This is a genomic window from Paraburkholderia sp., assembly GCF_049581445.1.
In the GTDB taxonomy this organism is placed as follows: domain Bacteria; phylum Pseudomonadota; class Gammaproteobacteria; order Burkholderiales; family Burkholderiaceae; genus Paraburkholderia.
On the sequence record NZ_JBAURZ010000294.1, the window covers coordinates 1 to 26,990 of the forward strand.

Below are 26,990 nucleotides of genomic sequence, written 5' to 3' on the forward strand. Positions count from 1 at the left end.
GGTACGCACCACGCGCCGCGTCAGCGTCACCGAGGCCGGCCGGTCGTTCTATGAGGCGAGCCGGCAAATCCTGAACGTCGCGGACGAAGCGCTTCAGGCCCTCGATCAGGGCGGGGCGTTGCACGGCACGCTGCGCGTCGCCACGGCGATCGACTACGGCGCGATCGTCGTCGCGCCCGCCCTGGTTGCGCTGCGCGAGCAACATCCGGCGCTCAATATCGAACTGGTGTCCGGCGACCGGCTGGTGAATCTGGTCGCGGAGGGCATTGACGTCGCCATCCGTGTAGGGCGGCTGGCCGATTCGAGCCATCGCGCGGTGAAGCTGAGTACTTTCGTCAGATGGCTGGTGGCAAGCCCCGCGTTCATCGCTGCCCATGGCGAACCTGAGACGTGGGCGGCGCTGGCCGGGTTGCCGTTTATTGCCACTGCTGTGCTGCCAAAGCCGCTGATGGTGTCGCTTGAAAACGCGCGGGGCAAGAAGCAGACCGTGCGCTTTAACGCCGGGTTTCTAGCGGATACCGCGCCAGCCTGCCGGGCGGCGACGCTGGCAGGCGGCGGGGTGGCGGCGCTGACTGATTTCTCGATTGGCGAGGACGTTGCGCAGGGCCGCCTGGTCCGCTTGATGCCGGAGTGGGCCACGCCTGCGGCGGGGATTCATGCACTGTTCCCATCGGCTCGTTATACGGCGCCGAAGGTGCGGGTGTTTATCGATGCGCTCAAGGCGCACTTGGGAAGTGAATGATGCCTCAGCTATTGGCCATTCATTACCCGGAGGCAGACTCAGGTGGAGCGGGTGCGGCGCTCATACTGGCTGGTCGGCATAAAGAATCACGACCATAGAACAATTGACAGGCGCACGCGGCTAGAATGCACGCCTGGCCTTGTGCCCGGCACATCAGCGCGGGTGTTGCCGCGGCCCGAGTGCGACATGACATTGCCCCAACGCGGCGCGCATCAGCGAGAGCCGGCACGAGACCGGCCTCATATCTGAAGGAGACACTTAGACACTATGGCAACCCCCGAACAAGCCGGCTCCGTTGCGCAGGCGGGCGGCGCTGGCCGTTCCCCTGGCGCTCAAACCGTCGCAATCGACGCCGGCACCATTTCTGCACGCCTCGACCGTTTGCCCGCCACGCGTTCCATCTGGAAGCTCGTGGTGCTGCTGAGCCTCGGCTTTTTCTTCGAACTCTACGATCTGCTGTACACCGGCTATGTCGCGCCCGGTCTCGTCAAGAGCGGACTGCTGACGGCGACCACACATGGTCTGTTCGGCACGACGGGCGTGGCGAGTTTCATTGGCGCGCTGTTCGCGGGGCTTTTCATCGGCACGATCGCCTGCGGCTTTCTCGCCGATCGCTTTGGACGTCGCGCGGTCTTCACGTATTCGCTGCTTTGGTACACCGTGGCCAATGTCGTGATGGCCTTTCAGGACAGCGCCACGGGACTCAATTTCTGGCGCTTTCTCGCGGGTGTCGGGATTGGCGTCGAACTGGTGACGATCGGCACGTACATCTCCGAACTGGTCCCCAAGCAGATTCGCGGCCGTGCTTTTGCCTGTGAGCAGGCGGTCGGCTTTACGGCGGTGCCGGTGGTGGCATTCCTGTCGTATCTGCTGGTGCCGCGCACACCGTTCGGACTCGACGGCTGGCGCTGGGTGGTGCTGATCGGCGCACACGGTGCGCTGTTCGTCTGGTGGATCCGGCGCGCGTTGCCGGAGAGCCCGCGTTGGCTCGCTCAGCAGGGACGCCTCGACGAAGCCGACCGCGTGATGAGCGCGCTTGAAGCGAAGGTGCGCAGCGAATACGGTCGCGAGTTGCCGCCCACCGCGCCGCCGATGCCGGTCGCGCCGCGCGGCAGTTTCCACGACATGTGGGTGCCGCCGTATCGCAGCCGCACGCTGATGATGACGATTTTCAACGTGTTTCAGACGGTGGGCTTTTACGGCTTTGCGAACTGGGTGCCGACGCTGCTGATCAAGCAGGGCATCACGATTACCACTAGCCTGATGTATTCGAGCGTCATTGCGCTGGCCGCGCCGGTCGGGCCGATCATAGGTCTCTTTATCGGCGATCGCTTCGAGCGCAAGACGGTAATTGTCGTGATGGCGGCCGCAAATATTGTCTGCGGCCTCTGGTTCAGTCAGGCATCAGGAGCCGTACTGCTCGTGAGCCTCGGCATCGGTCTGACGTTGGCGAACAACATCATGTCGTACAGCTTCCATGCGTACCAGTCGGAACTGTTTCCGACCAGCATCCGGGCGCGCGCAGTGGGCTTCGTCTACTCGTGGAGCCGCTTTTCGGCAATCTTCACGGCGTTTCTGATTGCCGCAGTGTTGAAGGGTTTCGGTACGACTGGCGTGTTCGTGTTTATCGCCGCTGCGATGCTGATCGTGATGTTGGCGATTGGTTTGATGGGGCCGCGCACCAATGGACTCGAACTCGAGAAGATCTCGCGGTAGGGACGAGTGCCCCTTGGTCGCTTACTGCGCAAGCGACGTTGCTGCGGGTTGAAAATCTTCCGCATCGACGTCGTAGCCCGAAGGCTCCCAGCGAATCGCCAGCAAGGCGACGAGGCCGGCTAACGGCGCAATCGCGATGATCCAGAACACACGGGTGGTCAACGCGGCTGCCAGCACGGGGAATAGAAACAGCGAGAGCGTGGAACTGGCGCGCATCAAGGTCTGGTTGAAGCCCACGCCGACGCCACGCAACGAAGTCGGATAGCTTAGCGACGCGAAAGTCATTGAATGCGACCCGGGTCCGATTCCCTGGCCCAGCAGAAAAGTTGCCAGCAGCGCGACGGCGGCCACCACCTCAGGCGTTGCGGCAGGCCGGCCAACAATCGCGAGGCCGACCAGCGCAATGAACTGCAGCACGTAGCCGATCACTGTGAGCTTCCAGGCGCCAACCTTCGGCACGATGCGTACCGAGATCACGCCGCCCACGAACGCGAAGCCGAGATTGAGCACCAGCGAGGCGAGAATGGTCGTCAGCATCGATTGAGCGAGAAAGCTCGAGATGATGACAGGCAAGCCGAACGCCACCGCGTTGTAGGCAAACGACGACGCGATGCCGATCACGGTGGCAAGCACAGTGCGTCGCAGATAGACGCCGCGCAACAACGCTCCATAGTTCTTCCACGAGGCCGTGCGGGTTGGCGTAACTCGCGGTGCATTTTGGGCGTCCGGGGCAACCTGCACGTCGATCCCATATGAGCGCTTCAGGATGCGCGCCGCACCGGCCAGGTCACCCTGATTGGCCGCCCACACCGGCGACTCGCTCATATAGCGGCTGCGTACCGCGATGATCGCGAGTGCGGGGACCGCGCCGAATCCGAGGATCAGACGCCAGAGCAGAGCCGCGTGGCTGGCGGGCAACGTTGCATAGAACGCCAGCACAAGGAGGTAGGAGATGCTGATGGCTGCGTACCACACGGGGCACCACATGGCGACGCGAGCGGCCTTGTTGCCGCGGCCCGACAGACGTGAGAATTCCGCGAGAAAGGCCATCGCAACTGGCAGGTCGATACCGACGCCGAGACCCATGACGAAGCGCGCGCCGCCCAGCACCCACGCGTTCGGCGCAAATGCACAGGCGAGCGCGGCGATCACGAAGAAGAACATGTCGGCCATGAAGACCCGGTAGCGGCCGATCCTGTCAGTGAGAAAGCCGCCGCAGAATGCGCCGACAATGGCGCCGAAGGTGATTGCCGAGGCCACCAGACCGGTACCCGTCGGCGTCAACGAGAACTCGCGCGTCACGTCCTTGAGACCAAAGGCGAGCGCGCCCAGGTCGTAAGCGTCAAGAAACACCCCACCCAGTGCAATCGCCACAACGATGCGTGCGTTGCTGCCCGCCGCCGCGCCCGAGTTGACGAGGTTCGACACATCGGCCGCCGAACGGATGAGCGGCCGGGAGGTGTCGCCGGACTCAACGGAGGAGGCGGAGTTGGGCTGGGAAGCAAGCAGGGTGGACATGCAAAAGACCGGCAAAAGTGCGATCCTACTGCCCGCTCGCTAGCCGGCCAAAGGCATTTTCGTTATTTGCTAATGCGAGGTGCGACGGCGTCAGCGTTGCGCCCGGCCCATCTGCGCGCTTACCGAAGTAAGGAATGGGAAAGATCGTGTAAGGACTTGTGTCCCCGCAGGTCTTATTCGTGGGTTCTAATATCGCCCGCGTGGGGGAATATCGGCGTGGGACAGATTGTGTCCGAGGTGTCTCGACAGCGTCTCCAACGCTTAATCGTGTTAACGGATGCTGCTGCGAATTCTTTACCCCATTGTGCGTTTGTCACGCCAATCGGACTGACAACGAAGAGGAATCGTTGAATACCTTGTTTGTAAGAACCATTTTGCTATCGATCGCCGTGCTGCTCGCAGTGCGCGCGGGTATCGTGCTGCTGGATTCGTCGTCCGCTATGGCCGGTTACGAGCACGTCCTGCAGACGGCCGTGCTCGATACACCCTCCGACCTGGATGGGCCGCTGGATCTCCCCGATCAAGCTCCGGCGGATCTGCGGTCGGCGCACGTTTCACCCATGCCCATTGCCACGAGGCTCGACCTCGGGGCCCGGCCAAAGATCGTCGACATTCGTTCGGCCGTCTACGAGACGCCGTCAGCGGGTGGCTTTGTCAACGTGAGCGAATCCGCGTCGCTGCCGATCGAGGCCGGACTGCTGGGCGACGCACAGGACGATGCGCAATGGTCCGACACGGATGTGGAATCCATGCCGGATTCGCGCGCGGCCGTCGCAGAGTGGCTGGCGGCGCTGGCGCTGCTCGTGCTGGCGGGTGTGGGCGTCTGGCATATGAAGCGTCCATTGCTCAACATGACACGCGCCGCGCGTGAATCGGCCTGCGGGCGCCACTGCGCTTCGACGATCCGCGAAGAGGGCCCCAATGAATTGCGTCGCGTGGTCCGCACATTCAACGAAATGCTGCGGCGTCGCAACGAGGCCGTTGAGGAGCAGGCCGTGGCGCTCGCGGGTCTTGCGCGGCATATGGAAGCTCAGGCGGGCCGCTTGCGCGATCGCGCGCTCGACGTGAGCGAATGGCATCAACGGGTGGCATTTGTCGAGGATATCGATGCGTTCGCGGACATCGCACAGCAACTGCTCGACGTCGTGGGGCGTGGCGAGAAAGGAGAGCAGACGGTGTCCGTGGATAGCTTCCTGCGCGACCGCTATTCGGTGCTGGGCACGATGGATGAAACGCTCTTCAACTGCGATCTGAAGGCGGGCCCGCAATTCGTGATGTCACGTCCGCTGCTGGAGCGCCTGATGACCAATCTCGTCGACAACGCACTTGAGCACGGCGCACCGCCTATCGAGATTCGCACCGCGCGAGATCAGGGTGGCTGGCGGCTCACCGTGCGGGATCACGGTGCGGGTATCGCGGAGCATGCGCTGTCGAGCGCGACGCAGCCCTTCGTGCGTCTGAGTCATGAACCGTGCAGCACGCAGCATTGGGGACTGGGCCTCGCGGTGGTGGCGAGGCTCGCGCGCCGTTGCGGCGCGAACCTCAAATTGAGTAATCATCCTGACGGCGGGTTGTGTGTGCGTCTGGTGCTGCCTGCTACGTGAAGCGGTTGCGGATGCAACAAACCTAGCGTTTCATCTGCAACGCCGCGCTTAAGGTGGCAAAGGTGCCTTCGTCGGTACGATCGAAATTCAATGGCGCGACCGACACCCGGCCCGAGGCCACCACCGCCGTTTCACTATCGGGCGCGTTTTCACGTGGACCGCGCTGAAAGCGCAGCCAATGGTATTCGATGCCGCGCGGATCGACTTGCGGCAAGACCTCGATTCCCTCCACGAGCCCCACGCCTTGCTTTGTCGCGGTAAGCGGCCCGGCTGCCGCGGCATCCACATCGGGGAAATTCACGTTCAGGCAGGTTGGCGCGTCGTGCGCGATCGCGAGTAACTGTCGGATAACTCCCGGCGCCAGCGAGCGTGCCGTGTCCCAGCGGACATTGTCGCGGTCGCTGAACGTCTGGCTCAACGCAATGGACGGCAGTCCGAGCAGCAGCCCCGTCATTGCGGCACCGACGGTGCCGGAAAACATGGTCTCCACCCCAAGGTTGCCGCCGCGATTGATCCCGGAGAGGACCAGCGTGGGCGGCGTATTACCCATCAGATGGCGCGCGGCCATGACCACACAATCGCCCGGCGTGCCCACCACGCCGAAGCGCCGCTCGCCCTGGCGGCTCACGCGCAATGGCGAATGCAGGCTGATGGAGTGGGAGGTGCCGCTCTGGTCGTGCTCGGGGGCGACCACCCAGACCTCGTCAGCGAGTTCGGCCGCGACCGCTTCGAGTACCGCGAGGCCGGGCGCGTCGATGCCGTCGTCATTGGTGAGGAGCACGCGGGGCAATTTGGTGAAGGGGGCGGACATCGCAGGACTCTCCTTGATTTCGGTGGTCAGGAAGGCTCCATTATCCGACCATTCGCTTGCGGACGGCGCCAATGCAGCACCTGCCAGGCGACTTCGTCCTGCGTAATCAGGCACCAAAGCGCCGGACGGGCAGGGCGCTAGTTCGTGTCGTAAAAGCTATGCTGCCCATGTCGATTTGTACGGGTCACGTGCGTCGTGAGGTAAAGCGCTTTGGTGACGACTTTTATCCCGTCGACTTTTCTTTTCCCATTCGAGGTGCCTTGCGATGACACTCAAACTCTATGCTCATCCCTTCTCCGCCTACTGCCAAAAAGTTCTGATCGCGCTGTACGAGAACCAGACCGCGTTCGAGTGGTGTCTGCTGTCGCACGAGAATCCGCAGGCGATGAGCGAACTCGCCGGGCTATGGCCGCTCAAGCGCTTTCCGGTGCTGTTGGACGAGGGCCGCACCGTGTGCGAGGCGACCATCATCATCGAGTACCTTGGGTTGCACTATCCGGGGCCGGTCAAGCTGCTGCCTGCCGATCCCAATGCGGCGCTGGAGGTCCGGAGCATGGACCGCTTCTTCGACAATTACGTCTCCACGCCGTCGCAAAGGATCGTGTACGACAGCATGCGTCCAGAGGCGGAGCGCGACCCGCGTGGCGTCGCCGAGGCCCGCGCGATGCTCGATACCGCGTACGCGTGGCTCGACACCGTGATGGCGCGGCGCGAATGGGCCGCGGGCGATTCCTTCAGCCTCGCCGATTGCGGCGCCGCACCGTTCCTGTTCTATGCCGACTGGACCTCTCGGATCGACCCGTCGTTTGCGAACGTCCTTAGCTACCGCAAGCGCCTGTTGGCGCGTCCGACCTTTGCGCGAGCGGTCGATGAGGCGCGTCCATACCGTCCTCTGTTCCCGCTTGGGGCGCCGGACCGCGATTGAGCCGCGGCGCATTGTTCGCGATCCGGCAACTGTGATTTCGATCTATGGACATAGACTTCCGATAGGAGTCTTCTAAACTGAACTCCAACCAGCGCGGCATTGAAAGACCTGCAGCGCACCCGTTACTCGATACCTGATTGGAGTTTCATCATGAAGACCAAGCTCATTGCAGCCCTGCTCGTCGCGGTTTCAGCATCCTTCGCAGCGCCGGCGTTTGCCAGCGGCTATGGCCCGGCTCCGTTCTATCGTCCGTCGGCTGGCGCACCCGTGTCACAGCGTGGCCAAAGTTCGCAGACCGTCGCCGCCGAACGTAACGACGCGATCGGCACGGCTGTGACCGATTCGTCATACGGTGGTGTGGCTAGCAGTTCGTCCGAATCGGGCGCCCGTCAGATTGCTCCCAACGGACGCAGCCTTTTCGCACACCATTAATCGCCGGGGACGGCGGATACAGGTACGCGGTTTAGCGTGCGTAGGCTGTACCCGCTGGTCGCCGGGTTCGCGGTTGGATCCTGGTTTAGGCCCGGGATTGAACCGAGCATCGGTTCAAACAGTGAGGTGATGCAATGTCCCAGATTCTTGAAGGTGTGGCCATACTTGGTGGTCTGACGCTATACCTGATTCCATCCATCATGGCGGATGCACGTAACAGCCAGGACGCGCAAGCGATCACGCTATTTAACGTTCTGCTCGGATGGACCGTGATTGGCTGGGTTGCGGCGTTTATGTGGGCGCGGCGTCCGGCGGCTGAGAAGCACTTGACGCGTTTGGTGAAAAGGACTCAGCGGGCGGCAGCGCGGGTGACGATTGCAAAGATCGTGGAGCACGCGGCGTATCGCGGGGCGCTGCAGCGCCGCCTGGCGGCTGGCCAACCAGTTTTGCAGCCCATTCCAGTTCGCCGCTGAGGCGAAACCGATCAGGACGGGATGCTCACTGGGCTAGGCGCGAAGTTTCGCGCCTAGCTCGCGTTTTGTTGAGCATCGTCGGCGACAGGGGGACGCGCGGCGCCTTCGAGAAAGCGCCGCGTGGCCTCAAATGACTGCAGCATCTGGTCGGGCCACGGCGTCTGCAGCATGACAGCCTGATGATTTTCAAACGCGCTCGACAGCAGCTTGGTGAGTTCGGGCGACTGCAGGTGCCGTAGCAGCACGCTCACGGCGATCGCGGTCGCCTGGCTCGCGCCAGCGGTTTGTAATTCGGACGTGGTGAGGGCGGCGAGTTGCTTGTTGATATCCATGGCGGTGAAAGTCAAGGTTAAGTCGTTGTCCTGAGGCTGGGGCGGGGCATACCGGCCGGAGCGCTCAGGGCAATTGAAAGAGGGCGAACGGGCACGGACGGACACAGCGGGCATGAACGAACGTGGGCCGCCACGCCGTGCTTTGGCCGTCGGAGCACATCGCACAAGTGCGTCTAACTTCGAAAACGCGTCGCGCTGGAAACGCCAACGGCTACCCAAGGTGGCCGTCGCTTACAGGACGCCGGATTCGCTGCCGTTGCAAGCCTGCCCGACCGGCGGCGCGCTGTTAGCGGTCAGCATTCCGTTTGCCTCAGCTACGGGTTGGCGGGCATGCGGAAGGCATCATACCGTGGGCTCTGATACGGAACAATCCACGGCGCGGCTTGTGGGGGCGCGAGCCTATCTCTCGGAATCAGCGGTGTCGTGGCGAATTGCAGCGTCCAGTTCGTCGAGTTGCAACAGCAAATCGTCGATGGAACAGAGTTGGGTTTTCGTGACGTGCTGGGAGTCGAGCAGCTTGTAGAGGCGCTGGCGCCAATACGTGGTTGGCAGAATAGGTCCACCCAGATCGCCGCATAACGACGGTCTCATGACACGCGTGATATGCGCGATGTCTTGATCGATTAACGTAAGCATCTCCAGCCCCCCGTATCCGCGCGTACTTGGATCAGCGTTTATCTTTGTTTTGTCTGATTAATACTTTAACGCAAATTCGCAAGATGGCAAGCTGCGAAAAATACTAATCTCGATTTTCGCGTCGCAGTTCGGCTAAAAAGCCCGTGAATAGGCCATCGTGGGACACCACGGCCGTATTAAGGAAAACCATGATAGCAACCTGCGATGAATTCGCTAGACTGTAACAAAACGTAACTAAGTGTTGCGAAACATAAGTACGGGGATGTTCTAAACGGGGCCGCGCCGGAACTGGGCGCTCGAGACGAGAACGCGGCGGAGTGAAGCTGCGCAAAATGGAATGGCCGCAGAGCAATCTGCGGCCATTTTTTTGTCCTGCGGGAGCTTAACGGCTGCCAGGCGGCGCTTCCGGCCCGAAATCTGCCGAAATGGGCTCGCCCGGCGAGCGCCTTAGTGGCAGCGCTTTTCCCAGTGGCCGTGCACCTTCACCTTGTGGCAAACGGGATGGTGATGATGATATTCGTCGGCGAAAGCCGGGGTCATCACGCCGACCGTAACGGCGGCAAATGTAAGCGCGAGCAGAATCTTCTTCATGAAATAGGGTGGTCGGGCGACCGTGTTGATTGAACGAGGCCGTAATATTAGCCGCCATTCGGCAAAACCGGCTTTAAGGATTTGCAAAAGCTTGTTACAACATGTCGGAGTGAGTTTTTTGCGTTGGTACATGTAAGACTGACATCTTTGCATGCTATTCAAGCCGGGCCACAACCGGCTCGTTAATGACCATGACCGCCGCCGCCATGTCCACCACTGCCACCGCCACTTGGGTAGTGGCCACCGCCGCCCCCGCCCCCGCCGTGCCAGCCGCCATGTCCGCCGCCGTGCCAGTAACCGCCGTGGCCATAGCCGTAGGGATGGCCGTAATAGCAACAGCCCCCGCCACCTCCCCAAACGTTGATTGACCCGTAGACCGGCGCATAGCCATATCCGTAGCCATAACCGTAGTCGGGGTAATAGGGTTGCCCGTAGCCATAGCCGTAGCCTGGGTATCCGTAACCAGGTGCAACGGCACACCCCGTCAGAGCGGCTGCAGATGCGAGTGCCGCGAGCGCTGCAATTCGGCGAAGCATAATGGTCTCCCTCCTGTATCTTAAGAAAGGATCCCGCAAGCCAAGTTCCTGCACATTTGTGTCTACTGTTTACCGTTTGGCGCAACGATGCCTATGGCGCGCGCGAACACACCGCTCAGGCTTCCAGTGCGAGCGTCGCAAACGTGGCGAGCCAATGTTCGCCCATATAGTCACCGGCGACATGCGCCAAAGCCCTGTTGAGATGGAGTTCGGCGGCCTCATTCAGTACCGTGCGGCGCGTGTCATCTGCCGGCAGCGCGCGGGCGAGCGCACGCTGACACCACGCGCGGCTCAGATTCAGCCCGTCCAGATGGGCGATCTTGCCGTCGCTGCGGTCGCTGATAGTGACCGGTTCGAACAGTGTCGCTGGTTGACGCCCGGCGAGCGCAGGCAAAAACGCATCGAACCATGTGATGAATTGCGCGGACGGCAAAACCCGCCGCATCAGTTCGGCTTCCATCAACGACGGCGAGAGAAACTCGTCGCCAGCCGGCTCCCACGCCTGGCACGCCACGTCCTGCAGATACCAGCGCTTCGAGGTTTCGACGACGAGGCTTTCGAGCGACGCGCGTGAGGTCTGCCGCGCGAAATCAAGCGTGAGGGCCAGCGCGAACGCCATATTGAAGTGCGTGCCGACCCGCAGCGGGTAGGTCGCCTTGGGCAAGAACTCCTCGAAACGTTCGACAAACGCTTCGGTCAACGGCGCGAAGGTCGTGCGCCAGCGCGCGGACTGCGGCAAGTTGAGCGCATCGATCTGAGCGGAGAGCGCGAGCAGCCAGGCCCAGCCATAAGGACGCTCGAAGCCGCGATTATGCGGCAGGTCGAGGTAAGCACGCTCGCCCGCGACACCGGCTTCGGTGAAGTGCCGATCGACCACGGCAACGATGCGCCCGGCTTCCGGCAGATCAGGAAAGCGCGCGAGCAGATGCAGGATCAGCCAGTAACCATGTACACACGAATGCCAGTCGTAGCTGCCGTAGAAAATCGGGTGCAGCGCGCGCGGACCTTGCACGTCTTGGGGACCGGCGAGCGAGTGCGTCAGCTTGTTGGGATATTCGCGCGTGAGGTGATCGAGCGCGAGATTGGCGAATTTCGACGCGATAGCGGAAGTGAGTTGAGTGGACATCGATACCTCGTCGGGAGCGGGCCAAGGGGCAGGCCAGCATCGGGTCACAAGCGAAACCCAAAGACTACAACAGCTCCCGAATCCGGTGATACAGCATGCCCAGTTCAAGCGCCGGTCCGCGCAACGCTGGGCCGCCCGGAAAGCGCGCATGACGCAGCTTCGCGAACAGGTCGTAGGCGGCAGTTTCTCCGACAATCGCCTGCGCGACGACGCGCCCCGCGACGCCTGTCAACGCGACGCCATGTCCGGAAAACCCCTGCACGTAGAAGTAATTCGGATCGATCGAACCGAAATCCGGCGCACGGTTGCGCGTGACATCGACAAAGCCGCCCCACGCAAACTCGATTCGTGTATCCCCGAGCTGCGGGAATACGCCCACCATCCGCTTGCGGATTTCTTCGGACAGTTGCGCAGGCGATCTACCCGTCGAACTCGCGCGTCCGCCGAACAGCACACGGTGATCGGCCGAGACGCGGAAATAGTCGAGAAAGAAATTGTTATCGCACACGGCAGCGCGTCCCGCGATCAGCGCATCGGCGCGGGCCTTGCCGAGCGGCTCGGTGGCGACGATATACGAGGCGATCGGCGCGATGCGCGCGGCGACGTCAACCGGCAACACGTCACCGATCGTTGCATTGCCGCATGCCGTGACGAACCGGCAGCGTACTTCGCCCGTTGCGGTGCGTACAACAGGCCGCGCGCCGCGCACCACTTCGATTACCGGCGAGTGGGCAAACAGTAGGGCACCTTCACGGCGAGCCGCCTCAGCAAGACCGAGACAGTATTTGAGTGGATGCAGATGCCCGGAAAACGGATCGTAGACGCCTGCCAGATAGCGTTGCGACGCGACTTTTGCGCGGACCGCATCGGTGTCGAGCCAGGTCAGACTGGAATAACCCCAACGCGACGACGCACTCTCCATCCACGCCCGCAAATCGGGCACGCGTTTCGGCTTGGTGGCGACGGTCAGATAACCGGGCGTGAAATCGCAATCGATCCCATACCGTTCGATGCGTTCGCGTACCAGAGACACACCTTCCACCGACATAGCCCACGCGGCGCGCGCACCGTCGAGTCCGAGTTGTTTCTCGATGACCTCGTCTTTGGCAAAGCCCACGAGTGTCTGGCCGCCGTTGCGACCTGATGCACCCCAGCCTGGACGATGCGCGTCCAGCACGATCACCGACAAGCCACGCGCCCGGCATTCGAGCGCCACCGAGAGCCCGGCGAAGCCCGCACCGATCACGCAGACATCGGCGTCGAGCGTGCCGTCAAGCATCGGATCGTCGGCGAGCGGACGCGTGACGCTCGCTTCGTAATAGGAGTTGCGGATTAGCGCATCCGCACGGCGGTCGAGATTATCTGTCATCACAGCAGGTCCTTCATTCGATACCAGGCCATCGCAAGCACAAGGGCAGGGGTGCGCAGTGTAGCGCCGCCTGGGAAATCACGGTGACGAATCTTGCCGAACAGGTCGAAGCGCGATGCCTGACCGTCGATTGCCTCCGCGATCAGTTTGCCCGCGAGCCCCGTGGTGTTGACGCCGTGGCCGGAGAAGCCCTGCGCGAAGTAGATTGTTGGTGCTATGCGTCCAAAATGCGGCGCGCGATTCATCGTGATATCGACGAAACCGCCCCATGCGTAATCGACCTTCACGTCCGCCAGTTGCGGGAATGTCTTCAGCATATCGCGGCGCATCGCCTCGCCAAGATGGCGCGGCGGGAGCGTCGAATAACTGACCTTGCCGCCCCACAGGACCCGATGATCGGGAGAGGGCCGGAAATAGTCGAGCGCGAAACGGCTGTCGCAGATGGCGGCTTGCGCGGGCATGAGCGCTTTGGCACGCGCGGGTTCGAGTGGCTCGGTCGCGATTACATAGGTGCCCACCGGCATGATCTTCTTCGACACGTCGGGGGCGAGCGCGCCCAGCCAGGTGTTGCAGGCCAGCGCAACGAACTTCGCGTGCACCTGGCCGCTGGTGGTTTGAATCACATGTCCGTTGGTGTCGCTGCGTATCCGCGTGACGCAACTGTCTTCGAAAATCTGCACGCCTGCTGCGCGCGCGGCACGCGCGAGGCCCAGCGTGTAATTGAGGGGATGCAGGTGGCCACTGTCCGGATCGTACAGACCACCCAGATAACGTGAGGACTCCAGATAATCGCCCATGCGCGCGCGTTCGACATACTGGAAGCGATCGTAGCCAAAGCGTTGCTGCGCCTCGTCGCGCCATTGCCGCAAGGCGGTGACGTCGCGCGGCTTGTTAGCGGCGTGCAGATAGCCCAAGGTGAGATCGCAGTCGATCTGATGCCGTGTAACGCGGTCCTTGACGATCTCCAGCGTCTCGAGGCCCATCTCCCAGATGCGTTTAACGTCCTCGGGTGCCAGAAAGCGGCCAAACGTATCCATGTCACACGCAAAGCCGCCAATCAGTTGACCGCCATTGCGACCACTTGCAGCCCAGCCCACTTTCGAGGCCTCCAGCACGGCCACTGAATAGCCACGTTCCGCGAGGTTGAGTGCGGTAGAAAGGCCGGTGAGTCCCGCGCCGACGACGCAGACATCCACGTCGATCGCCGCGTCGAGCGGCGGATGACGGGACGTGTCGTTCAGCGTGGCCGCGTAGTACGACGGAGCATGAGGCTGGTTCGAGAACCGGAGCATAGGCAGAAACACGTAAGAGGCCGAAGCATGGCGCTGTAAAATGAAGCGCCGTGCTTCGGCGGGTCAGGTTAGAACGAGTAGATAAACTGCGCGGCGAAGATATCGTTTGATTTGCTATACGAACCGTCGTTGCGCAGGAACACATTCTGGCTCGCCCAGTCGTGGCGATATTCCACCTTCACCGTGATCTGCTGCGTCGGGTAGAACAACAGGTCGAGCGCGGCGTCCTGATGCGTTGCGCCCTTGCATTCGAAGCCGTGATTCGACGAGTTCGCAATGCAATCGGCGCCAATACCGAAGCCGTCCGCCGTATCCATGCCATTCGAGTTCAGCGCGATACCGCCGCCACCGCCGCCATTCTTCTGGTCGACCAGGACGTCATAGCGCACGGTCGCGCCCATACGGCCCAGCACTGGCACGTTGAACTTGCGGTGCGCGAGCAGCGAGAGTCCATACCATTGCGCCTGGCCGCCGTTGTACGCGGCGTTCTGCTGCTGACCGTAGTCGAGTTCGGCGTTGTACTGCACGTCGGCGAGCGTGTACGACGCATCGGCTTCAGTGAAGAAGAACGAACCGAAAGCGTTCGGCGCCACACCACCCACACCGTACACCGGATTGCCATTCGAATCGGTGCCGGACACAAGCGTCTGACGGCCAATATTGAATGAACCGCCAATATCCAGCGCGCTAGACCACGTATAGTCGACCCGGCCCGTGAGGGTGGGGATCTTGTTGCTGCTGGTAATCGGATCGCCCAAGGCATTGGTGCCGGTCTGCACCACCGAGCCATAGGTCCGGTACTGCTCGTTACCCAGCATGAACTTCCACGCCCAGTTGCTGCCGTCGCCCGTGTAGTTCACGCCCACACCGACATAGCTGCCCGGATCGGAGAAGTCATACAGCAGGTTGTGCGTGAGCGTCAGCATCTGGTTCGACTGCTGCACTTCATAGCCGCCGAAGCTCGGCATCAAACCGGCGACGAAGGTCGTCGTGGCGGTGACCGGCACGGTGACGACTGCCGTATTGAGGATGTTGTCGCCAATCTCGCCGTGCTCGTTTTGCAGCAGCGTAATGCCGTTGCCGCGGTTCGGCATCAGGGTGATTTCAGCAGACGGCGCCATCGGGCCGACACCGAAGGTCTTCTTGATGTCGAGGTACAGATCGCCGAACGTGCTGTTGAAGTAGTTGTAGCTGCTTTCGTGGTTGGCGAACAGGAACGATGAACTGCTCTGAGCGCGGTTATACATGTAGGTCGGATCGATATAGCCTGTCACCGACAGGCCCGCAATCGGCCCCGTATTCTGCGCGTCCACCAGCGAATCGACCTTCAACTGCTGATTGGCGATCTGCTGCTTCATCGAGTCGACCTGGTCGTTGGTCAACGTGGCGGTGGACTTGCCATAGTCCGGTGAGGAAATGTCCACCGGTGCCGCGGCCACAGCAGGCGCTGCCGCAGCAGGAGCCGGCGCCGGCGCTGCCGCCACAGCCACAGCCTTGGGTTTCGCTGCGACTTCTGAGCGCAATTGCTTCACTTCTTTTTGTAGCGCATTCAGTTGAGTCTGCAGCGCCTTGATCTCATCGCTGGTGGCGTCCGCCATGGCGATGCCAGGCAGACTCCCCGCCACTAGCAGGCAGATGAGCTTCTTTCTCATTCATATTCTCCTTATTGGTCGACTTGCTGAAAATTGCCTACGCTCGGGCGGCGCCGAGCGATTTGCGTACGGTTGCGGGTTGTGGGGTAGCGGGGACGGTTTCGGCTGCGTCGGCCGCATCGGCGAGAGCGAACGCCAGTTGCATATCGCGGGTCCGTTTGCGTTCGCGGATCTGCATCCAGCGGTTGACGGCGATCACACCAATCGTCACCACGCTGATGAAGATGGTTGCGAGCGCATTCATCTCTGGATTCAGGCCGAGGCGTACTCGTGAGAACACCACCAGCGGCAGCGTCGTGGAGCCGGGGCCCGAGAGAAACGCGGAGAGCACCAGATCGTCGAACGACAGCGTGAACGAAAGTAACCAGCCAGACATCAGCGCCTGCGAAATCAGTGGCAGCGTGATCAGGAAGAACACCTTGAAGGGTGTCGCGCCAAGATCGAGCGCGGCTTCCTCAAGCGACTTGTTCAGCTCCTTGACACGCGATTGCACGATGATCGCGACATACGACACGCAGAGCATCACGTGACCGATCCAGATCGTCAGCAAGCCACGGCCCTTCGGCCAGCCGAGCATCTGTTCGAGCGCGACGAACAGGAGCAGCAGCGAAATGCCCTGAATCACTTCAGGAATCACCAGCGGCGCATTAATCATCCCGGCGAACAGCGTGAAGCCGCGAAAGCGCCCGAAGCGGGCGAGCACGTAGCCCGCCCATGTGCCGATCACGACCGACGCACATGCCGTCAACAGGCCAATTTTCAGCGACAGCCACGCAGCGCTCAGCAACTCATCGTCCTGCAGCAGCGCGCCGTACCACTTCAGCGAGAAGCCCGACCACACCGTGACGAGTTTCGATTCGTTGAACGAATACACCACCAGACTGATGATCGGGATATACAGAAACAGAAATCCGAGCGTCAGGACCGTAGTGGAAAGGGGTTTATTTGGCTTGATCATTTCGCGCCCTCCAGTTCCTTGACCTGGTAGTACTGGAACACGGCCATCGGCACGAGTAGCAGTAGAACCATCGCAACCGTCACAGCGGATGCCATCGGCCAGTCCATATCGTTGAAGAACTCGTCCCACATGACGCGGCCGATCATCAGCGTGTCTGCGCCGCCAAGCAGTTCGGGAATCACGTATTCGCCCACTGCGGGTATGAACACCAGCAAACTGCCGGCGATAATGCCGTTCTTCGACAACGGCAGCGTGATGCGTGTGAAGGCGGTCCAGGGCTTGGCGCCGAGGTCATACGCCGCTTCCAGCAGCGTCAGGTCCATTTTCACGAGGTGGGCGTAGAGCGGCATCACCATGAACGGCAGATACGAATACACCATGCCGATATAGACGCCGATATCGGTGTGGTAGAGCCGCAGCGGCGAGTGGATCATGCCGAGCGCCATCAACGTGTGATTGAGCAGGCCGTCGTCCTTCAGGATGCCGATCCATGCGTACACGCGGATCAGGAACGACGTCCAGAACGGCAGCATCACGCCCATCATCAACAGGTTGCGTCGGGCGGATTCCGACCGGGCGATGTAGTACGCAATCGGATAGCCGATCAAGAGGCAAAAGAAGGTGGAAACGGCCGCCATCTTCAGCGAGCTGATGTACGTCGCGACGTACAGATCGTCCTGCAGCAGGAACGCGTAGTGACCGAGTTGGATAGCCAGGTGCACGACGCCGTCCTTCATGTTGACGAGGTCGGTGTAGGGGGGAATGCCCAGGCGAAGATCGGCGAAACTGATCTTGAGAACCAGCACGAACGGCAGCGCGAAGAACAACGTGAGCCACAGGAACGGCACGCCGATCACGGTGGTGCGCCCCGAAGGCAGCACGCTGAACAGACGCTGCCTGAGCGAGGCGAGCGCGCCGTTGGTATGCGACGCGCCGAGCGTAGCGGAGGAAGTGGGGGCAGGGGTTCTCATTGCGTCACCACCACGCCGCTAGCCGGTGACCAATGGACGAACACGTCGTCGTTATAGGCGGGCGCACCTTCGTTCATCAGGTGCGAGCTGGAGAGATTGGAGACGACGGTTTTGCCGCTCGGCAGGCGCACGTGATAGAGCGAATAGCTGCCCATATAGGCCACATCCGAAACCACGCCGCGGGCCCAGTTATTGGCTACAGCGGGCTTTTCTAGCGATACCTTCACGCGCTCCGGGCGCACCGAGATGCCGACCGGCATGCCAAGCGGCCCGGTAATGCCGTGGCTCACATACATGCGCGTTTCGAGGTCCTCGCTTTCGACGAAGATATGATCCGGTTCGTCTTCCACCACGACGCCTTCGAACATATTGGTTGAGCCAATAAACTCTGCCGAAAAGCGGCTGTTCGGAAACTCGTAGACCTGTGATGGCGTGCCGATCTGCACGATACGGCCTTCGCTCATGACCGCGAGGCGTCCGGCCATCGTCATGGCTTCTTCCTGGTCGTGCGTGACCATGACGCAGGTAACGTCGACCTTCTCGATGATGTTGACCAGTTCGAGCTGCGTCTTCTGGCGGATTTTCTTGTCGAGCGCGGACATCGGCTCATCGAGCAGCAACAGCTTAGGACGCTTGACGAGCGAGCGGGCGAGCGCCACCCGTTGTTGCTGACCACCCGACAACTGATGCGGCTTGCGCCCCGCAAACTTGCTCATCTGCACCAGATGCAGTGCGTCGGCCACACGTTCCTTGATCTCGTTCCTCGGCGCACCTTCCTGCTTGAGGCCAAAAGCGATATTTGCTTCAACGGTCATATGCGGGAAGAGCGCGTATGACTGGAACATCATGTTGACGGGACGCTTGTACGGCGGCATCGCAGCGAGATCTTCGCCGTCGACGAAGATGCGTCCGGAGGTGGCCGTTTCCAGCCCGGCCAGCATGCGCAACAGCGTGGACTTGCCGCAGCCCGAACTGCCGAGCAGTGCAAACAGCTCATTCTTCTTGATGCTCAGATTGACATTATCGACAGCAGTGCTGTCACCGAATTTCTTGACGACGTTTTCAATCCGGACAAACTCGTCCGATTTGCTATGCGTCGTTGCTGCATTCCGGGCCACCTGGGTGGCGGTATTTGATGGCGTCGATTTCATGGTGTGACCATTCCTTGCGGATCGCAGGCGTAAGCGTCCCCGTGTGAGTCGCGCGAGGCGACTCACAAAGGTCTGCTGCGATCGGGAAACATTGGGACTGCGCTTGCAAGGCGCAGGCTGACTGCCCTATTACCTGATTCGGGCGGAGAGGGATCGAGCGATCCCTGCTTCGCAGTTAAATATGCTTGTCGATAATGTGACTAGAAATTAGTGGCCGGTTTTAAGCTGGGCCCAGAGACGGTTTTCGAGCCGCAGAATATCGGTGGGCATCGGTTTCATCAGGGTCATCTTGGCCAACACGTCATCACCCGGATAAACCGTCGTGTCCTGCGCGACGCTCGGCGTCACGAACTGGCGCGCTGCCTTGTTGGCGGTCGGATAGAACACTTCGTTGGTAATCGCAGCATTGACCTTCGGATCTTCGATGTAGTTGATCCACTTCAGTGCGGCTTCGGGGTGCGGTGCATCCTTCGGAATCACCATCACGTCGAACCACAGCAGGCCGCCTTCCTTCACGTTCGAGAACTTGACCTGGTAGGAGCGTTTTGCTTCAGCCGTGCGGCGGCTGGCGATGCCGACGTCACCCGACCATGCCACGGCGACGCACACGTCGTTGTTGGCGAGGTCGTTGATGTAGCCGGACGAGTTGAACTGGGTAATGTACGGGCGGACTTTCTTCAGCACTTCGAAGGCGGCCTGGTAGTCAGCCGGGTTCGTGCTGTTCGGATCCTTGTGCATGTATTGCAGCACGGAAGCGAATACGTCGACGGCCTGGTCGAGGAACGACACGCCGCAACCCTTCAGCTTGGAGAGGTTAGCCGGATCGAACACCAGCGACCAGCTATCCACCGGGGCGTTGGCGCCCAGCGCTTTTTGCACTGCTTCCACGTTATAGCCAATACCGTCGGTGCCATATGCCCAGGGCACACCGTATTGATTGCCCGGATCGGCATCGGAGATCATCTTCATCAACACGGGGTCGAGGTTAGCCAGGTTTGGCAGCTTCGATTTGTCGAGCTTCTGATAGACGCCGGCCTGAATCTGCTTGGCCATGTAGTTCGACGTCGGCACCACGATGTCGTAGCCGGAGCTGCCTGCCAGCAGCTTGGCCTGCAACGTGTCGTCGCTATCGTAGTTGTCGTACTTGACGTGGATGCCATCCTGCTTCTCGAAGTTCGGAATCGTGTCCTTGGCGATATAGTCCGACCAGTTGTACACGTTCAGATCCGTATCGGCCGCAAGCGCCGGTGTCACCGACAGCGTGGCAAAGCTCGTGACGGCAAGAAGCGCGGCCCCCGCGACCGCATGACGAAGATGACGTCCACTATGACTAGCGCTCATGACTTTTTTCCTTGAAGTTGAGGGCCCGACATGAGCGCGTGTCGTAATGCGCGCATGCCGGAAAGAACTGCCGTTACGAAATTCCGAGTTGTTGTGCGGTTGCGTCGACGGCGTTTTTCGCCTTCGATACGATCTCGTCGATTTCCTGCTTTGTGATCACGAGCGGCGGCGACAGCAACATACGGTCGCCAGTGGCGCGCATGATGAGGTTGCCGTTAAAACAGAAGTCGCGGCAGATCGTGCCAACGTCACCGCCGTTGGCAAAACGCTTGCGCGCTTTCGGATCCTGAGCCAGTTGCAGCCCCGCCACGAGACCGACGCCCGAGATATCGCCGATGATCGGATGATCTGCGAACGTGTCGCGCAGCTTCTTCTGGAAGTACGGACCGGTATCGGTCTTGACGCGCTCGACGATCTTTTCATCGCGCAGCAGCTTCAGATTCGCGACCGCAACCGCCGCTGCAACCGGATGGCCGGAGTAGGTGAGACCGTGATTGAAGTCACCGTTTTCGATGATGACTTTGGCGACGCGGTCGTGCAGGCCCACTGCGCCCATCGGCACATAGCCGCTCGTCAGGCCCTTGGCGAGCGTGATGAGATCGGGCTCGAATTCGAAATGCTGATGGGCGAACCATTCGCCGGTGCGACCAAAGCCGCCAATCACTTCATCGGCCACGAGCAGAATGTCGTACTTGCGGCAAATGCGCTGGATTTCCGGCCAGTAGGTGGAGGGCGGGAAAATCACACCGCCCGCTCCCTGGAAAGGCTCACCAATGAAGGCCGCGACATTCTCCGCGCCGATCTCGAGAATCTTGGCTTCCAGCTGCTGCGCACGGGCGAGACCGAATTCTTCCGGTGTGAGGTTGCCCTCGGCTTCACCGAAGAAATACGGCTGATCGATATGAACGATGTTCTCGACCTTCGACGGCATCTGTCCATGCATGTAGCCCATGCCGCCCAGCGTTCCGCCCGCGATGGTCGAGCCGTGATAGCCGTTCTTGCGCGAAATCACATACTTCTTCGCGTGCTTGCCTTGCGTCGCCCAGAACTGATGGACGATGCGCAGCACCGTGTCGTTGCCTTCCGAGCCGCTGTTGCAATAGAAGAAGTGATTGAACGGTGCCGGTGCCAGCTCAGCCAGCAACGCGGAGAGTTCGATCACCGGCGGGTGCGTTGTCTTGAAGAAGGTGTTGTAGTACGGCAGTTCCAGCATTTGCCGGTACGCGGCGTCGGCCAGTTCCTTGCGGCCATAACCGACGTTCACGCACCAGAGACCCGCCATGCCGTCGATGATCTGATTGCCTTCCGAGTCCCACAGGTACACGCCCTTGGCCTTCACGATCACGCGGCTGCCCGACTTGTTGAGGGAGCCCATGTCGGAAAACGGATGAATATGGTGCGCAGCGTCGAGCGCGCGGTACTCAGCTGTACTGCGTTGTTGCGTAACCTGCGCGCTCGTAGCCGGCTGGGCCGGTTGCACGTAAGCGACTTCTTCGGTTCTGTAGCTCATGTAGCCTCCAGGTGTTCTCTTTAGCTGTTGTGCGTTTAGACGTGCAGCAGCAAATGCCGGCGTTCCCACGAACTGATTACACGGAAAAACGCTTCGTATTCGGTTTCCTTCAGGGCGAGGTAGGCCTTGACGAATTTTTCGCCGAGCACTTCGGCGATGGGCTCGCAAGCGCCCATCAAGGTGAGACCCTCCTCGAGATTGCGCGGCAACTGATAGGCCAACTCGTAGCCGTCGCTGATCAGGGGTTCGGTGGGGCGCAGCTTCTGAGTCATGCCGAGATAGCCAGCCGCGAGCGTCGCGGCAATCGCGAGATACGGATTGCAGTCGACACCGGGAATGCGGTTTTCGATGCGCCGTGCAGCCGGGCCCGAATGCGGAATCCGGAATCCCACGGTACGGTTGTCGTAACCCCACTGCACGTTGATCGGCGCTGCCATGAAGCGCGACAGGCGGCGATACGAGTTGATATACGGCGCGAAAATCGGCATCAAGGCAGGCGTGTATTTCTGCAAACCTGCGATGTAACCATCGAACAGCTCGGTCGGCTTGTCGTCTGAACCGGTGAACAAGTTTCGGCCCGTTTCTTCGTCGACGAGGCTTTGATGCATGTGCATCGCGGAACCCGGCTCGTTTTCCATGGGCTTGGCCATGAACGTGGCGTACATCTTGTGACGCAGCGCGGCCTCGCGCACCGTGCGCTTGAACAGGAACACGCTATCAGCGAGTTTCAGGGGGTCGCCGTGCATGAAGTTGATTTCCATCTGCGCCGCACCCACTTCATGAATCAGGGTGTCGACTTCCAGCTCCTGGGTGTCGCAGTACTCGTAGATGTCTTCGAAGAGCGGATCGAACTCGTTGACCGCTTCGATCGAATACGCCTGACGCCCCGTCTCCGGACGGCCGGTACGGCCGATCGGCGGTTGCAGTGGCAGGTCCGGGTCCTTGTTCATGTCGACCAGATAGAACTCGAGTTCCGGTGCGATCACCGGCTTCCAGCCTTTTGCCTTGTAGAGTTCGAGCACGCTGCGCAGCACGCGGCGCGGCGAAATCGCGACTGGCGTGCCGTCGAAATGCACACAGTCGTGAATCACTTGAGCCGTGGGATCGACTGCCCACGGGATGAGGCGGATCGTTGAAGCATCGGGAACGCAGACCATGTCGGGATCGGTGACGCCGGTCAGGGTGCCGTCCTCCGGATAGTCCCCTGTGACGGTCTGGATCATCACCGCTTGCGGCAGGCGCATTGATTCCCCGGATTCGAACTTGTTGCGCGGAATGATCTTGCCTCGCGCGATCCCGGCCATATCGGGAATGATTGCTTCGATCTCGGTGATGCGGTGTTTCTTCAGAAATTCGTCGATGTCATGCATGATTGATCTCTCAGTTTTTTGCGCGAACCGGCTCAAGCGATGGTGGCAGCGGCAGGTGCCGCGCCGTGGCCGGTCCTGATGCGCATTCGATCGCGGCAGGCGTCGCCGAAGGCCTGAAAGATGGCGGTGGAAAGCGCGTCACTCGCATGCTTCCACTCGGGATGCCACTGCACACCCAAAGCAAACGCACGCGCATCCTTGACGCTCACCGCTTCGATCAGTCCGTCGGGCGCGCTGGCTTCGGCCGTGAGACCGTTGCCCAGCCGCTCGATGCCCTGGCCATGCAACGAATTCACACGCGCCTCGTCCGCACCGGCCGCGAGACGCTGTAACAAGCCCCCCCGGGTCAGCGTGATCGGATGAGACGGTGCGTATTGCACGTCCAGTTCATCTTCCTTGTTCTCGCGGTGGTCGTTCAACCCAGCCACTGCGTGAACGCTTTGATGCAGCGTCCCGCCAAACACTACGTTCATTTCCTGAAAGCCGCGACAGACTGCCAGCACTGGCACACCCGCTTCGATTGCCGCACGCATCAGCGGCAGGGTCGTTGCGTCGCGTGCGGCGTCGTGTAGCGTGCCGGGAGCGCTGGCATCGCCGCCGTAGTGATGCGGTTCGACATTCGAATAGCTGCCGGTAAACAGCAGCCCATCGACTGTCGCCAGAATGTCGGCGCTTGCCTGCCGCTCGCCCAACGCGGGCAGCAGCATGGCGAGCGCCTGTGAACCGTCGACGATCGCGGCGATGTATTTCTCGCCGACCACGTGCAACGGGTGCACTCCCATCATCGTTCTGTCGGCGCTAATGCCGACCAGCGGTCTGATTCGCATGACTAATTGAATGGACGTGTCTGTTCCCCGCGGGACGCGGCATGAACAACGTTAAAAACAGGCGCGGCACAGTTCCGCAACCGTGCGCCGGGCGCAAAGCTGCCTTAAGTGCGAGCGATGTCCTCAAGCGGACCGCGCCGCGCGTTTTCTATCAGGGATGCTGTTCGATTCGGCCCGTTACACAGTGCGATGCATCAGGCATGCGCAGACGACAGGCGATATGACGCCGGCGCCATGTGCAAATGCGGGTTAAGGCACGCTCAGGCAATCAGGTGAATCGAACAGGGAACAGGGGAGAGGCGCTACGGCAGCAGCGAAGCGACTTCGTCTGTGCGAACGGCGATAAACGCACGTGCAGAGACAGAATTGTGACGTCGGACAGAGCGGCGGGACAGGATCGTGAAGACGGACAGGAAGCGGCGGAATGTAAGGCTGCCGTTGCTGCCGTCGGCGATGGCGCCATCAGGGCGAAGACGATTCGCCTGACTGCGTTCCCACCTAACCAAAGGGCCTCGGACTCTCACGATTGAACTCGACTAGCGACGTTGAAATTATTGAACGCCTTGCTTCGTTGAACGCACAGGGCGTTTAAAGAAACGTGACGCTGGATGATCGCCTTAACCGGTTGCAAAGTGAATTCGCTGCGTCACAAATCACTCGCTGGTGGCCTGTGACATCGGTATGACGATCGCCTGGGAACCAGCATATACGAGTCAATATTGCCGTCAAATCATTTTTGCAAAACATTTATCAGGGCTTTCCCGAGGTAATAGGCCTAAACCCTCGGACCAGGTATGCTCGTTGCAATACTCGGTATTTCGGATTGATCGCAGGGTTTTCCCCAGCAGCGGCGAGATGAAAGTGACTAGAATATTCAACACTCGCGCGGTCATTGCGCGACGCTTGACTGATCCCTGCTCGTTCCCTAAACCGGTTCATCCACTCAGAGAGTGTGGCGATGTCCATAGAAGTAGCGACCCGTCTGCAGTACATCCGCAAGAAAAATGGCTTGTCTCAGCGCGAGCTGGCCAAGCGGGCGGGGGTCACGAACGGCACCATTTCGTTAATCGAACAGAATCGCGTGAGTCCTTCGGTCGGGTCCCTCAAGAAGCTGCTCGAATGTATACCGATGAGTCTCGCGGAATTCTTCACATTCGAGGTCGAAGCGGACCGTTCCGTGGTGTCGCGCCGTGTGGACATGCCGAATCTTGGCAACGAGTCGATTGAGTTCTATCTTGCCGGCTCGGGCGTGAAAGATCGCAACATGGGCATTCTGCGCGAGGTCTACCAGCCGCTCGCGGATACCGGGCCTGAAATGCTCGTGCATACCGGACACGAGGGCGGCGTGATCGTCAGCGGTCAGATTGAATTGACTGTGGAAGGCGTCACGTGGGTGCTCGATCCTGGCGACAGCTACTACTTCGAAAGCCGCTTACCCCACCGTTTTCGTAATCCCAGCACGGAGCACGTCTGCGAGATCGTGTCGGCGAATTCGCCGCCGAGCTTCTAGAGACTCCACGTCAACGCGTTCCGGCACACACAAGCGCCGCATCATATCTGCACGGGGCAGCGCTCGTGTCTAATGTCGAACGCATAACATTGAGGCATCCTGATGGAAAAGAACCTGGCTTACTGGCAGGACAAAGCCGCAACGCTTTCGATTGAAGGCCGCGCATTCATCGACGGAGAATACCGCCATGCGGCAGGCGGCCGAACCTTCGATTGCCTGAGCCCGATTGATGGCAAGCTGCTCGTCAAGGTGGCCGATAGCTGTGCAGAAGATGCCAACGCGGCAGTAGCCGCTGCACGCCGAGCATTTGACGCGCGCGTCTGGTCGGGACTGAATCCGCGTAAACGCAAAGCGATTCTGTTGCGCTGGGCGGCTTCGCTGCGCGAACACGCAGATGAGCTGGCGCTACTCGAGACGCTCGACGCGGGCAAACCTATTGGTGACACCACGTCGGTTGACGTGCCTGGCGCGGCCTATTGCGTCGAATGGTTTGCGGAAGCGATCGACAAGATCGGCGGTGAAGTGGCGCCGGCGGATCATCATCTGGTTGGGCTCGTGACGCGCGAGCCGATCGGCGTGGTCGCCGCCGTTGTGCCGTGGAATTTCCCGATCCTGATGGCATCGTGGAAGTTTGGACCGGCGCTGGCGGCAGGCAATAGCGTGGTCCTGAAGCCTTCGGAGAAGTCGCCCCTCACAGCGATACGCATTGCGCAACTCGCATTCGAAGCCGGCATTCCGGCTGGCGTATTCAACGTGTTACCGGGCGGCGGTGAGCCCGGCAAGCTGCTCGCATTGCATCCGGATGTGGATTGCCTTGCGTTCACCGGCTCGACCAACGTCGGCAAGCTCATCATGCAGTACGCCGGACAATCGAACCTGAAGCGGGTCTGGCTTGAACTGGGCGGCAAGTCACCGAACATCGTGATGCCGGACTGTCCTGATCTGGATCGGGCAGCCAACGCGGCGGCCGGTGCGATCTTCTACAACATGGGCGAGATGTGTACGGCGGGCTCGCGTCTGCTCGTGCATCGCGACATCAAGGAAGTGTTCCTCGACAAGCTGCTGGCGGCGGCACGCAGCTACACGCCGGGCAATCCGCTGGACCCGAAGACCTCGATGGGTGCAATCGTCGATCAGGTCCAACTGGAACGTGTGCTGGGTTATATCGAAGCGGGACGAGCAGAGTCGAAACTGTTGCTCGGCGGCGGACGCGTCAACAAGGAGAGCGGTGGCTACTATATCGAGCCCACCATCTTCGAGACGAAGGCCGATGCTAAAATTGCGCGGGAAGAAATCTTCGGACCAGTACTGTCGGTGATCACGTTCGATACGGTTGAAGAAGCCGTGAAGATTGCCAACGACAGCGAATTTGGCCTTGCTGCCGCAGTATGGACCTCGAACCTGACCACGGCTCACGAAGTATCGCGCAGCCTGCGTGCCGGCACGGTATGGGTCAATTGCTACGACGAAGGCGGCGATATGAATTTCCCCTTCGGCGGCTACAAACAATCGGGCAATGGGCGTGACAAGTCGTTGCACGCACTGGAGAAGTACACCGAGCTGAAGTCTACGCTGGTGCGGCTGCGCTAAAGGATTC

26 protein-coding genes are annotated in these 26,990 nt (G+C 60.7%); 8 read left to right on the forward strand and 18 right to left on the reverse strand.

From position 1 onward, the window contains the following. Both WCA85_RS24275 and WCA85_RS24280 read left to right on the forward strand, forming a co-directional pair. Positions 1-742: LysR substrate-binding domain-containing protein (locus tag WCA85_RS24275; RefSeq protein WP_424067398.1), on the forward strand; the 742-nt coding region annotated here is incomplete at its 5' end. A gap of 267 nt (positions 743-1,009) precedes the next feature. Further along, positions 1,010-2,458, forward strand: coding sequence for an MFS transporter (locus WCA85_RS24280; protein WP_424067399.1), 1,449 nt, complete (start codon positions 1,010-1,012; stop codon positions 2,456-2,458). A 21-nt stretch (positions 2,459-2,479) separates the two neighbouring features. Here the strand turns inward: WCA85_RS24280 and WCA85_RS24285 are convergent, their stop codons facing one another. Beyond that, complete coding sequence (locus tag WCA85_RS24285; protein WP_424067400.1) at positions 2,480-3,976, reverse strand: MFS transporter; 1,497 nt, start codon at positions 3,974-3,976, stop codon at positions 2,480-2,482. A gap of 347 nt (positions 3,977-4,323) precedes the next feature. Here WCA85_RS24285 and WCA85_RS24290 point away from each other — a divergent pair, with 347 nt between their 5' ends. Continuing rightward, entirely contained in the window at positions 4,324-5,580 is a 1,257-nt protein-coding gene (locus WCA85_RS24290; RefSeq protein ID WP_424067401.1) for a HAMP domain-containing sensor histidine kinase, read from the forward strand. 22 nt (positions 5,581-5,602) lie between these two features. Here the strand turns inward: WCA85_RS24290 and surE are convergent, their stop codons facing one another. Then, positions 5,603-6,391 carry a 5'/3'-nucleotidase SurE gene (surE, locus tag WCA85_RS24295; protein WP_424067455.1) on the reverse strand — a complete coding sequence of 263 codons (789 nt, stop codon included), beginning with the start codon at positions 6,389-6,391 and terminating at the stop codon, positions 5,603-5,605. 265 nt (positions 6,392-6,656) lie between these two features. On the opposite strand from surE, the gene WCA85_RS24300 reads away from it, so the two are divergent. The 3 genes from WCA85_RS24300 (at position 6,657) to WCA85_RS24310 (ending at position 8,221) form a co-directional block, all read left to right on the forward strand. After that, complete coding sequence (locus tag WCA85_RS24300) at positions 6,657-7,316, forward strand: glutathione S-transferase family protein (RefSeq protein ID WP_424067402.1); 660 nt, start codon at positions 6,657-6,659, stop codon at positions 7,314-7,316. Positions 7,317-7,466: 150 nt separating this feature from the next. After that, positions 7,467-7,748 carry a hypothetical protein gene (locus tag WCA85_RS24305; protein WP_424067403.1) on the forward strand — a complete coding sequence of 94 codons (282 nt, stop codon included), beginning with the start codon at positions 7,467-7,469 and terminating at the stop codon, positions 7,746-7,748. Positions 7,749-7,882: 134 nt separating this feature from the next. Next, positions 7,883-8,221, forward strand: a complete 339-nt coding sequence (locus tag WCA85_RS24310) for a superinfection immunity protein (protein ID WP_424067404.1) — start codon at positions 7,883-7,885, stop codon at positions 8,219-8,221. 53 nt (positions 8,222-8,274) lie between these two features. On the opposite strand, the gene WCA85_RS24315 is transcribed toward WCA85_RS24310, so the two are convergent. From WCA85_RS24315 to WCA85_RS24390, 16 genes are all read right to left on the reverse strand, one after another. Then, complete coding sequence (locus WCA85_RS24315) at positions 8,275-8,553, reverse strand: hypothetical protein (RefSeq protein WP_424067456.1); 279 nt, start codon at positions 8,551-8,553, stop codon at positions 8,275-8,277. 399 nt (positions 8,554-8,952) lie between these two features. Beyond that, positions 8,953-9,144, reverse strand: a complete 192-nt coding sequence (locus tag WCA85_RS24320; RefSeq protein ID WP_424067405.1) for a hypothetical protein — start codon at positions 9,142-9,144, stop codon at positions 8,953-8,955. Positions 9,145-9,636: 492 nt separating this feature from the next. Further along, positions 9,637-9,780, reverse strand: coding sequence for a hypothetical protein (locus WCA85_RS24325; RefSeq protein ID WP_424067406.1), 144 nt, complete (start codon positions 9,778-9,780; stop codon positions 9,637-9,639). A 182-nt stretch (positions 9,781-9,962) separates the two neighbouring features. Beyond that, a complete protein-coding gene (locus WCA85_RS24330; RefSeq protein WP_424067407.1) occupies positions 9,963-10,316 on the reverse strand; it encodes a hypothetical protein in 354 nt (117 codons plus the stop codon). 115 nt (positions 10,317-10,431) lie between these two features. After that, positions 10,432-11,442, reverse strand: a complete 1,011-nt coding sequence (locus WCA85_RS24335) for a DUF2891 domain-containing protein (protein WP_424067408.1) — start codon at positions 11,440-11,442, stop codon at positions 10,432-10,434. A 64-nt stretch (positions 11,443-11,506) separates the two neighbouring features. After that, positions 11,507-12,811, reverse strand: coding sequence for an NAD(P)/FAD-dependent oxidoreductase (locus WCA85_RS24340; RefSeq protein WP_424067409.1), 1,305 nt, complete (start codon positions 12,809-12,811; stop codon positions 11,507-11,509). Further along, the gene (locus WCA85_RS24345; protein ID WP_424067410.1) at positions 12,811-14,103 is read right to left on the reverse strand and encodes an NAD(P)/FAD-dependent oxidoreductase; all 1,293 of its coding nucleotides are present in this window, start codon (positions 14,101-14,103) and stop codon (positions 12,811-12,813) included. The genes WCA85_RS24340 and WCA85_RS24345 overlap by 1 nt, the downstream gene beginning before the upstream one ends. Before the next feature lie 68 nt (positions 14,104-14,171). Then, a complete protein-coding gene (locus tag WCA85_RS24350; RefSeq protein ID WP_424067411.1) occupies positions 14,172-15,755 on the reverse strand; it encodes a DUF3138 family protein in 1,584 nt (527 codons plus the stop codon). A 37-nt stretch (positions 15,756-15,792) separates the two neighbouring features. Beyond that, positions 15,793-16,713 carry an ABC transporter permease subunit gene (locus WCA85_RS24355; RefSeq protein WP_424067412.1) on the reverse strand — a complete coding sequence of 307 codons (921 nt, stop codon included), beginning with the start codon at positions 16,711-16,713 and terminating at the stop codon, positions 15,793-15,795. After that, positions 16,710-17,684, reverse strand: a complete 975-nt coding sequence (locus WCA85_RS24360) for an ABC transporter permease subunit (RefSeq protein ID WP_424067413.1) — start codon at positions 17,682-17,684, stop codon at positions 16,710-16,712. The genes WCA85_RS24355 and WCA85_RS24360 overlap by 4 nt, the downstream gene beginning before the upstream one ends. Then, positions 17,681-18,835 carry an ABC transporter ATP-binding protein gene (locus WCA85_RS24365; RefSeq protein ID WP_424067414.1) on the reverse strand — a complete coding sequence of 385 codons (1,155 nt, stop codon included), beginning with the start codon at positions 18,833-18,835 and terminating at the stop codon, positions 17,681-17,683. Before WCA85_RS24365 ends, WCA85_RS24360 begins: the two co-directional genes overlap by 4 nt. A 207-nt stretch (positions 18,836-19,042) precedes the next feature. After that, positions 19,043-20,176: a polyamine ABC transporter substrate-binding protein gene (locus tag WCA85_RS24370; protein ID WP_424067415.1), complete on the reverse strand. Its 1,134-nt coding sequence runs from the start codon at positions 20,174-20,176 to the stop codon at positions 19,043-19,045. Between the two features lie 73 nt (positions 20,177-20,249). Then, positions 20,250-21,686: an aspartate aminotransferase family protein gene (locus WCA85_RS24375; protein ID WP_424067416.1), complete on the reverse strand. Its 1,437-nt coding sequence runs from the start codon at positions 21,684-21,686 to the stop codon at positions 20,250-20,252. A gap of 35 nt (positions 21,687-21,721) precedes the next feature. Beyond that, on the reverse strand, positions 21,722-23,056 hold the full coding sequence (locus WCA85_RS24380) for a glutamine synthetase family protein (protein WP_424067417.1): 1,335 nt from the start codon (positions 23,054-23,056) through the stop codon (positions 21,722-21,724). Positions 23,057-23,088: 32 nt separating this feature from the next. Then, positions 23,089-23,883 (reverse strand): gamma-glutamyl-gamma-aminobutyrate hydrolase family protein, encoded by a 795-nt coding sequence (locus tag WCA85_RS24385; RefSeq protein ID WP_424067418.1) that lies wholly within the window; start codon positions 23,881-23,883, stop codon positions 23,089-23,091. A gap of 302 nt (positions 23,884-24,185) precedes the next feature. After that, a complete protein-coding gene (locus WCA85_RS24390) occupies positions 24,186-24,407 on the reverse strand; it encodes a hypothetical protein (RefSeq protein WP_424067419.1) in 222 nt (73 codons plus the stop codon). 434 nt (positions 24,408-24,841) lie between these two features. On the opposite strand from WCA85_RS24390, the gene WCA85_RS24395 reads away from it, so the two are divergent. Both WCA85_RS24395 and WCA85_RS24400 read left to right on the forward strand, forming a co-directional pair. Further along, on the forward strand, positions 24,842-25,393 hold the full coding sequence (locus WCA85_RS24395; RefSeq protein ID WP_424067420.1) for a cupin domain-containing protein: 552 nt from the start codon (positions 24,842-24,844) through the stop codon (positions 25,391-25,393). A 102-nt stretch (positions 25,394-25,495) separates the two neighbouring features. Then, positions 25,496-26,983 carry an aldehyde dehydrogenase gene (locus WCA85_RS24400; RefSeq protein ID WP_424067421.1) on the forward strand — a complete coding sequence of 496 codons (1,488 nt, stop codon included), beginning with the start codon at positions 25,496-25,498 and terminating at the stop codon, positions 26,981-26,983. The last annotated feature ends 7 nt before the right edge of the window (positions 26,984-26,990 follow it).

Coding starts and splice junctions, on each gene's coding strand:
- WCA85_RS24365 (WP_424067414.1), bottom strand. CDS start 18,835: ATGAAATCGACGCCATCAAATACCGCCACCCAGGTGGCCCGGAATGCA.
- WCA85_RS24395 (WP_424067420.1), top strand. CDS start 24,842: ATGTCCATAGAAGTAGCGACCCGTCTGCAGTACATCCGCAAGAAAAAT.
- WCA85_RS24280 (WP_424067399.1), top strand. CDS start 1,010: ATGGCAACCCCCGAACAAGCCGGCTCCGTTGCGCAGGCGGGCGGCGCT.
- WCA85_RS24350 (WP_424067411.1), bottom strand. CDS start 15,755: ATGAGAAAGAAGCTCATCTGCCTGCTAGTGGCGGGGAGTCTGCCTGGC.
- WCA85_RS24285 (WP_424067400.1), bottom strand. CDS start 3,976: ATGTCCACCCTGCTTGCTTCCCAGCCCAACTCCGCCTCCTCCGTTGAG.
- WCA85_RS24360 (WP_424067413.1), bottom strand. CDS start 17,684: ATGAGAACCCCTGCCCCCACTTCCTCCGCTACGCTCGGCGCGTCGCAT.
- WCA85_RS24320 (WP_424067405.1), bottom strand. CDS start 9,144: ATGAGACCGTCGTTATGCGGCGATCTGGGTGGACCTATTCTGCCAACC.
- WCA85_RS24300 (WP_424067402.1), top strand. CDS start 6,657: ATGACACTCAAACTCTATGCTCATCCCTTCTCCGCCTACTGCCAAAAA.
- WCA85_RS24305 (WP_424067403.1), top strand. CDS start 7,467: ATGAAGACCAAGCTCATTGCAGCCCTGCTCGTCGCGGTTTCAGCATCC.
- WCA85_RS24385 (WP_424067418.1), bottom strand. CDS start 23,883: ATGCGAATCAGACCGCTGGTCGGCATTAGCGCCGACAGAACGATGATG.
- WCA85_RS24335 (WP_424067408.1), bottom strand. CDS start 11,442: ATGTCCACTCAACTCACTTCCGCTATCGCGTCGAAATTCGCCAATCTC.
- WCA85_RS24310 (WP_424067404.1), top strand. CDS start 7,883: ATGTCCCAGATTCTTGAAGGTGTGGCCATACTTGGTGGTCTGACGCTA.
- WCA85_RS24345 (WP_424067410.1), bottom strand. CDS start 14,103: ATGCTCCGGTTCTCGAACCAGCCTCATGCTCCGTCGTACTACGCGGCC.
- WCA85_RS24355 (WP_424067412.1), bottom strand. CDS start 16,713: ATGATCAAGCCAAATAAACCCCTTTCCACTACGGTCCTGACGCTCGGA.
- WCA85_RS24340 (WP_424067409.1), bottom strand. CDS start 12,811: ATGACAGATAATCTCGACCGCCGTGCGGATGCGCTAATCCGCAACTCC.
- WCA85_RS24330 (WP_424067407.1), bottom strand. CDS start 10,316: ATGCTTCGCCGAATTGCAGCGCTCGCGGCACTCGCATCTGCAGCCGCT.
- WCA85_RS24370 (WP_424067415.1), bottom strand. CDS start 20,176: ATGAGCGCTAGTCATAGTGGACGTCATCTTCGTCATGCGGTCGCGGGG.
- WCA85_RS24315 (WP_424067456.1), bottom strand. CDS start 8,553: ATGGATATCAACAAGCAACTCGCCGCCCTCACCACGTCCGAATTACAA.
- WCA85_RS24380 (WP_424067417.1), bottom strand. CDS start 23,056: ATGCATGACATCGACGAATTTCTGAAGAAACACCGCATCACCGAGATC.
- WCA85_RS24400 (WP_424067421.1), top strand. CDS start 25,496: ATGGAAAAGAACCTGGCTTACTGGCAGGACAAAGCCGCAACGCTTTCG.
- surE (WP_424067455.1), bottom strand. CDS start 6,391: ATGTCCGCCCCCTTCACCAAATTGCCCCGCGTGCTCCTCACCAATGAC.
- WCA85_RS24375 (WP_424067416.1), bottom strand. CDS start 21,686: ATGAGCTACAGAACCGAAGAAGTCGCTTACGTGCAACCGGCCCAGCCG.
- WCA85_RS24325 (WP_424067406.1), bottom strand. CDS start 9,780: ATGAAGAAGATTCTGCTCGCGCTTACATTTGCCGCCGTTACGGTCGGC.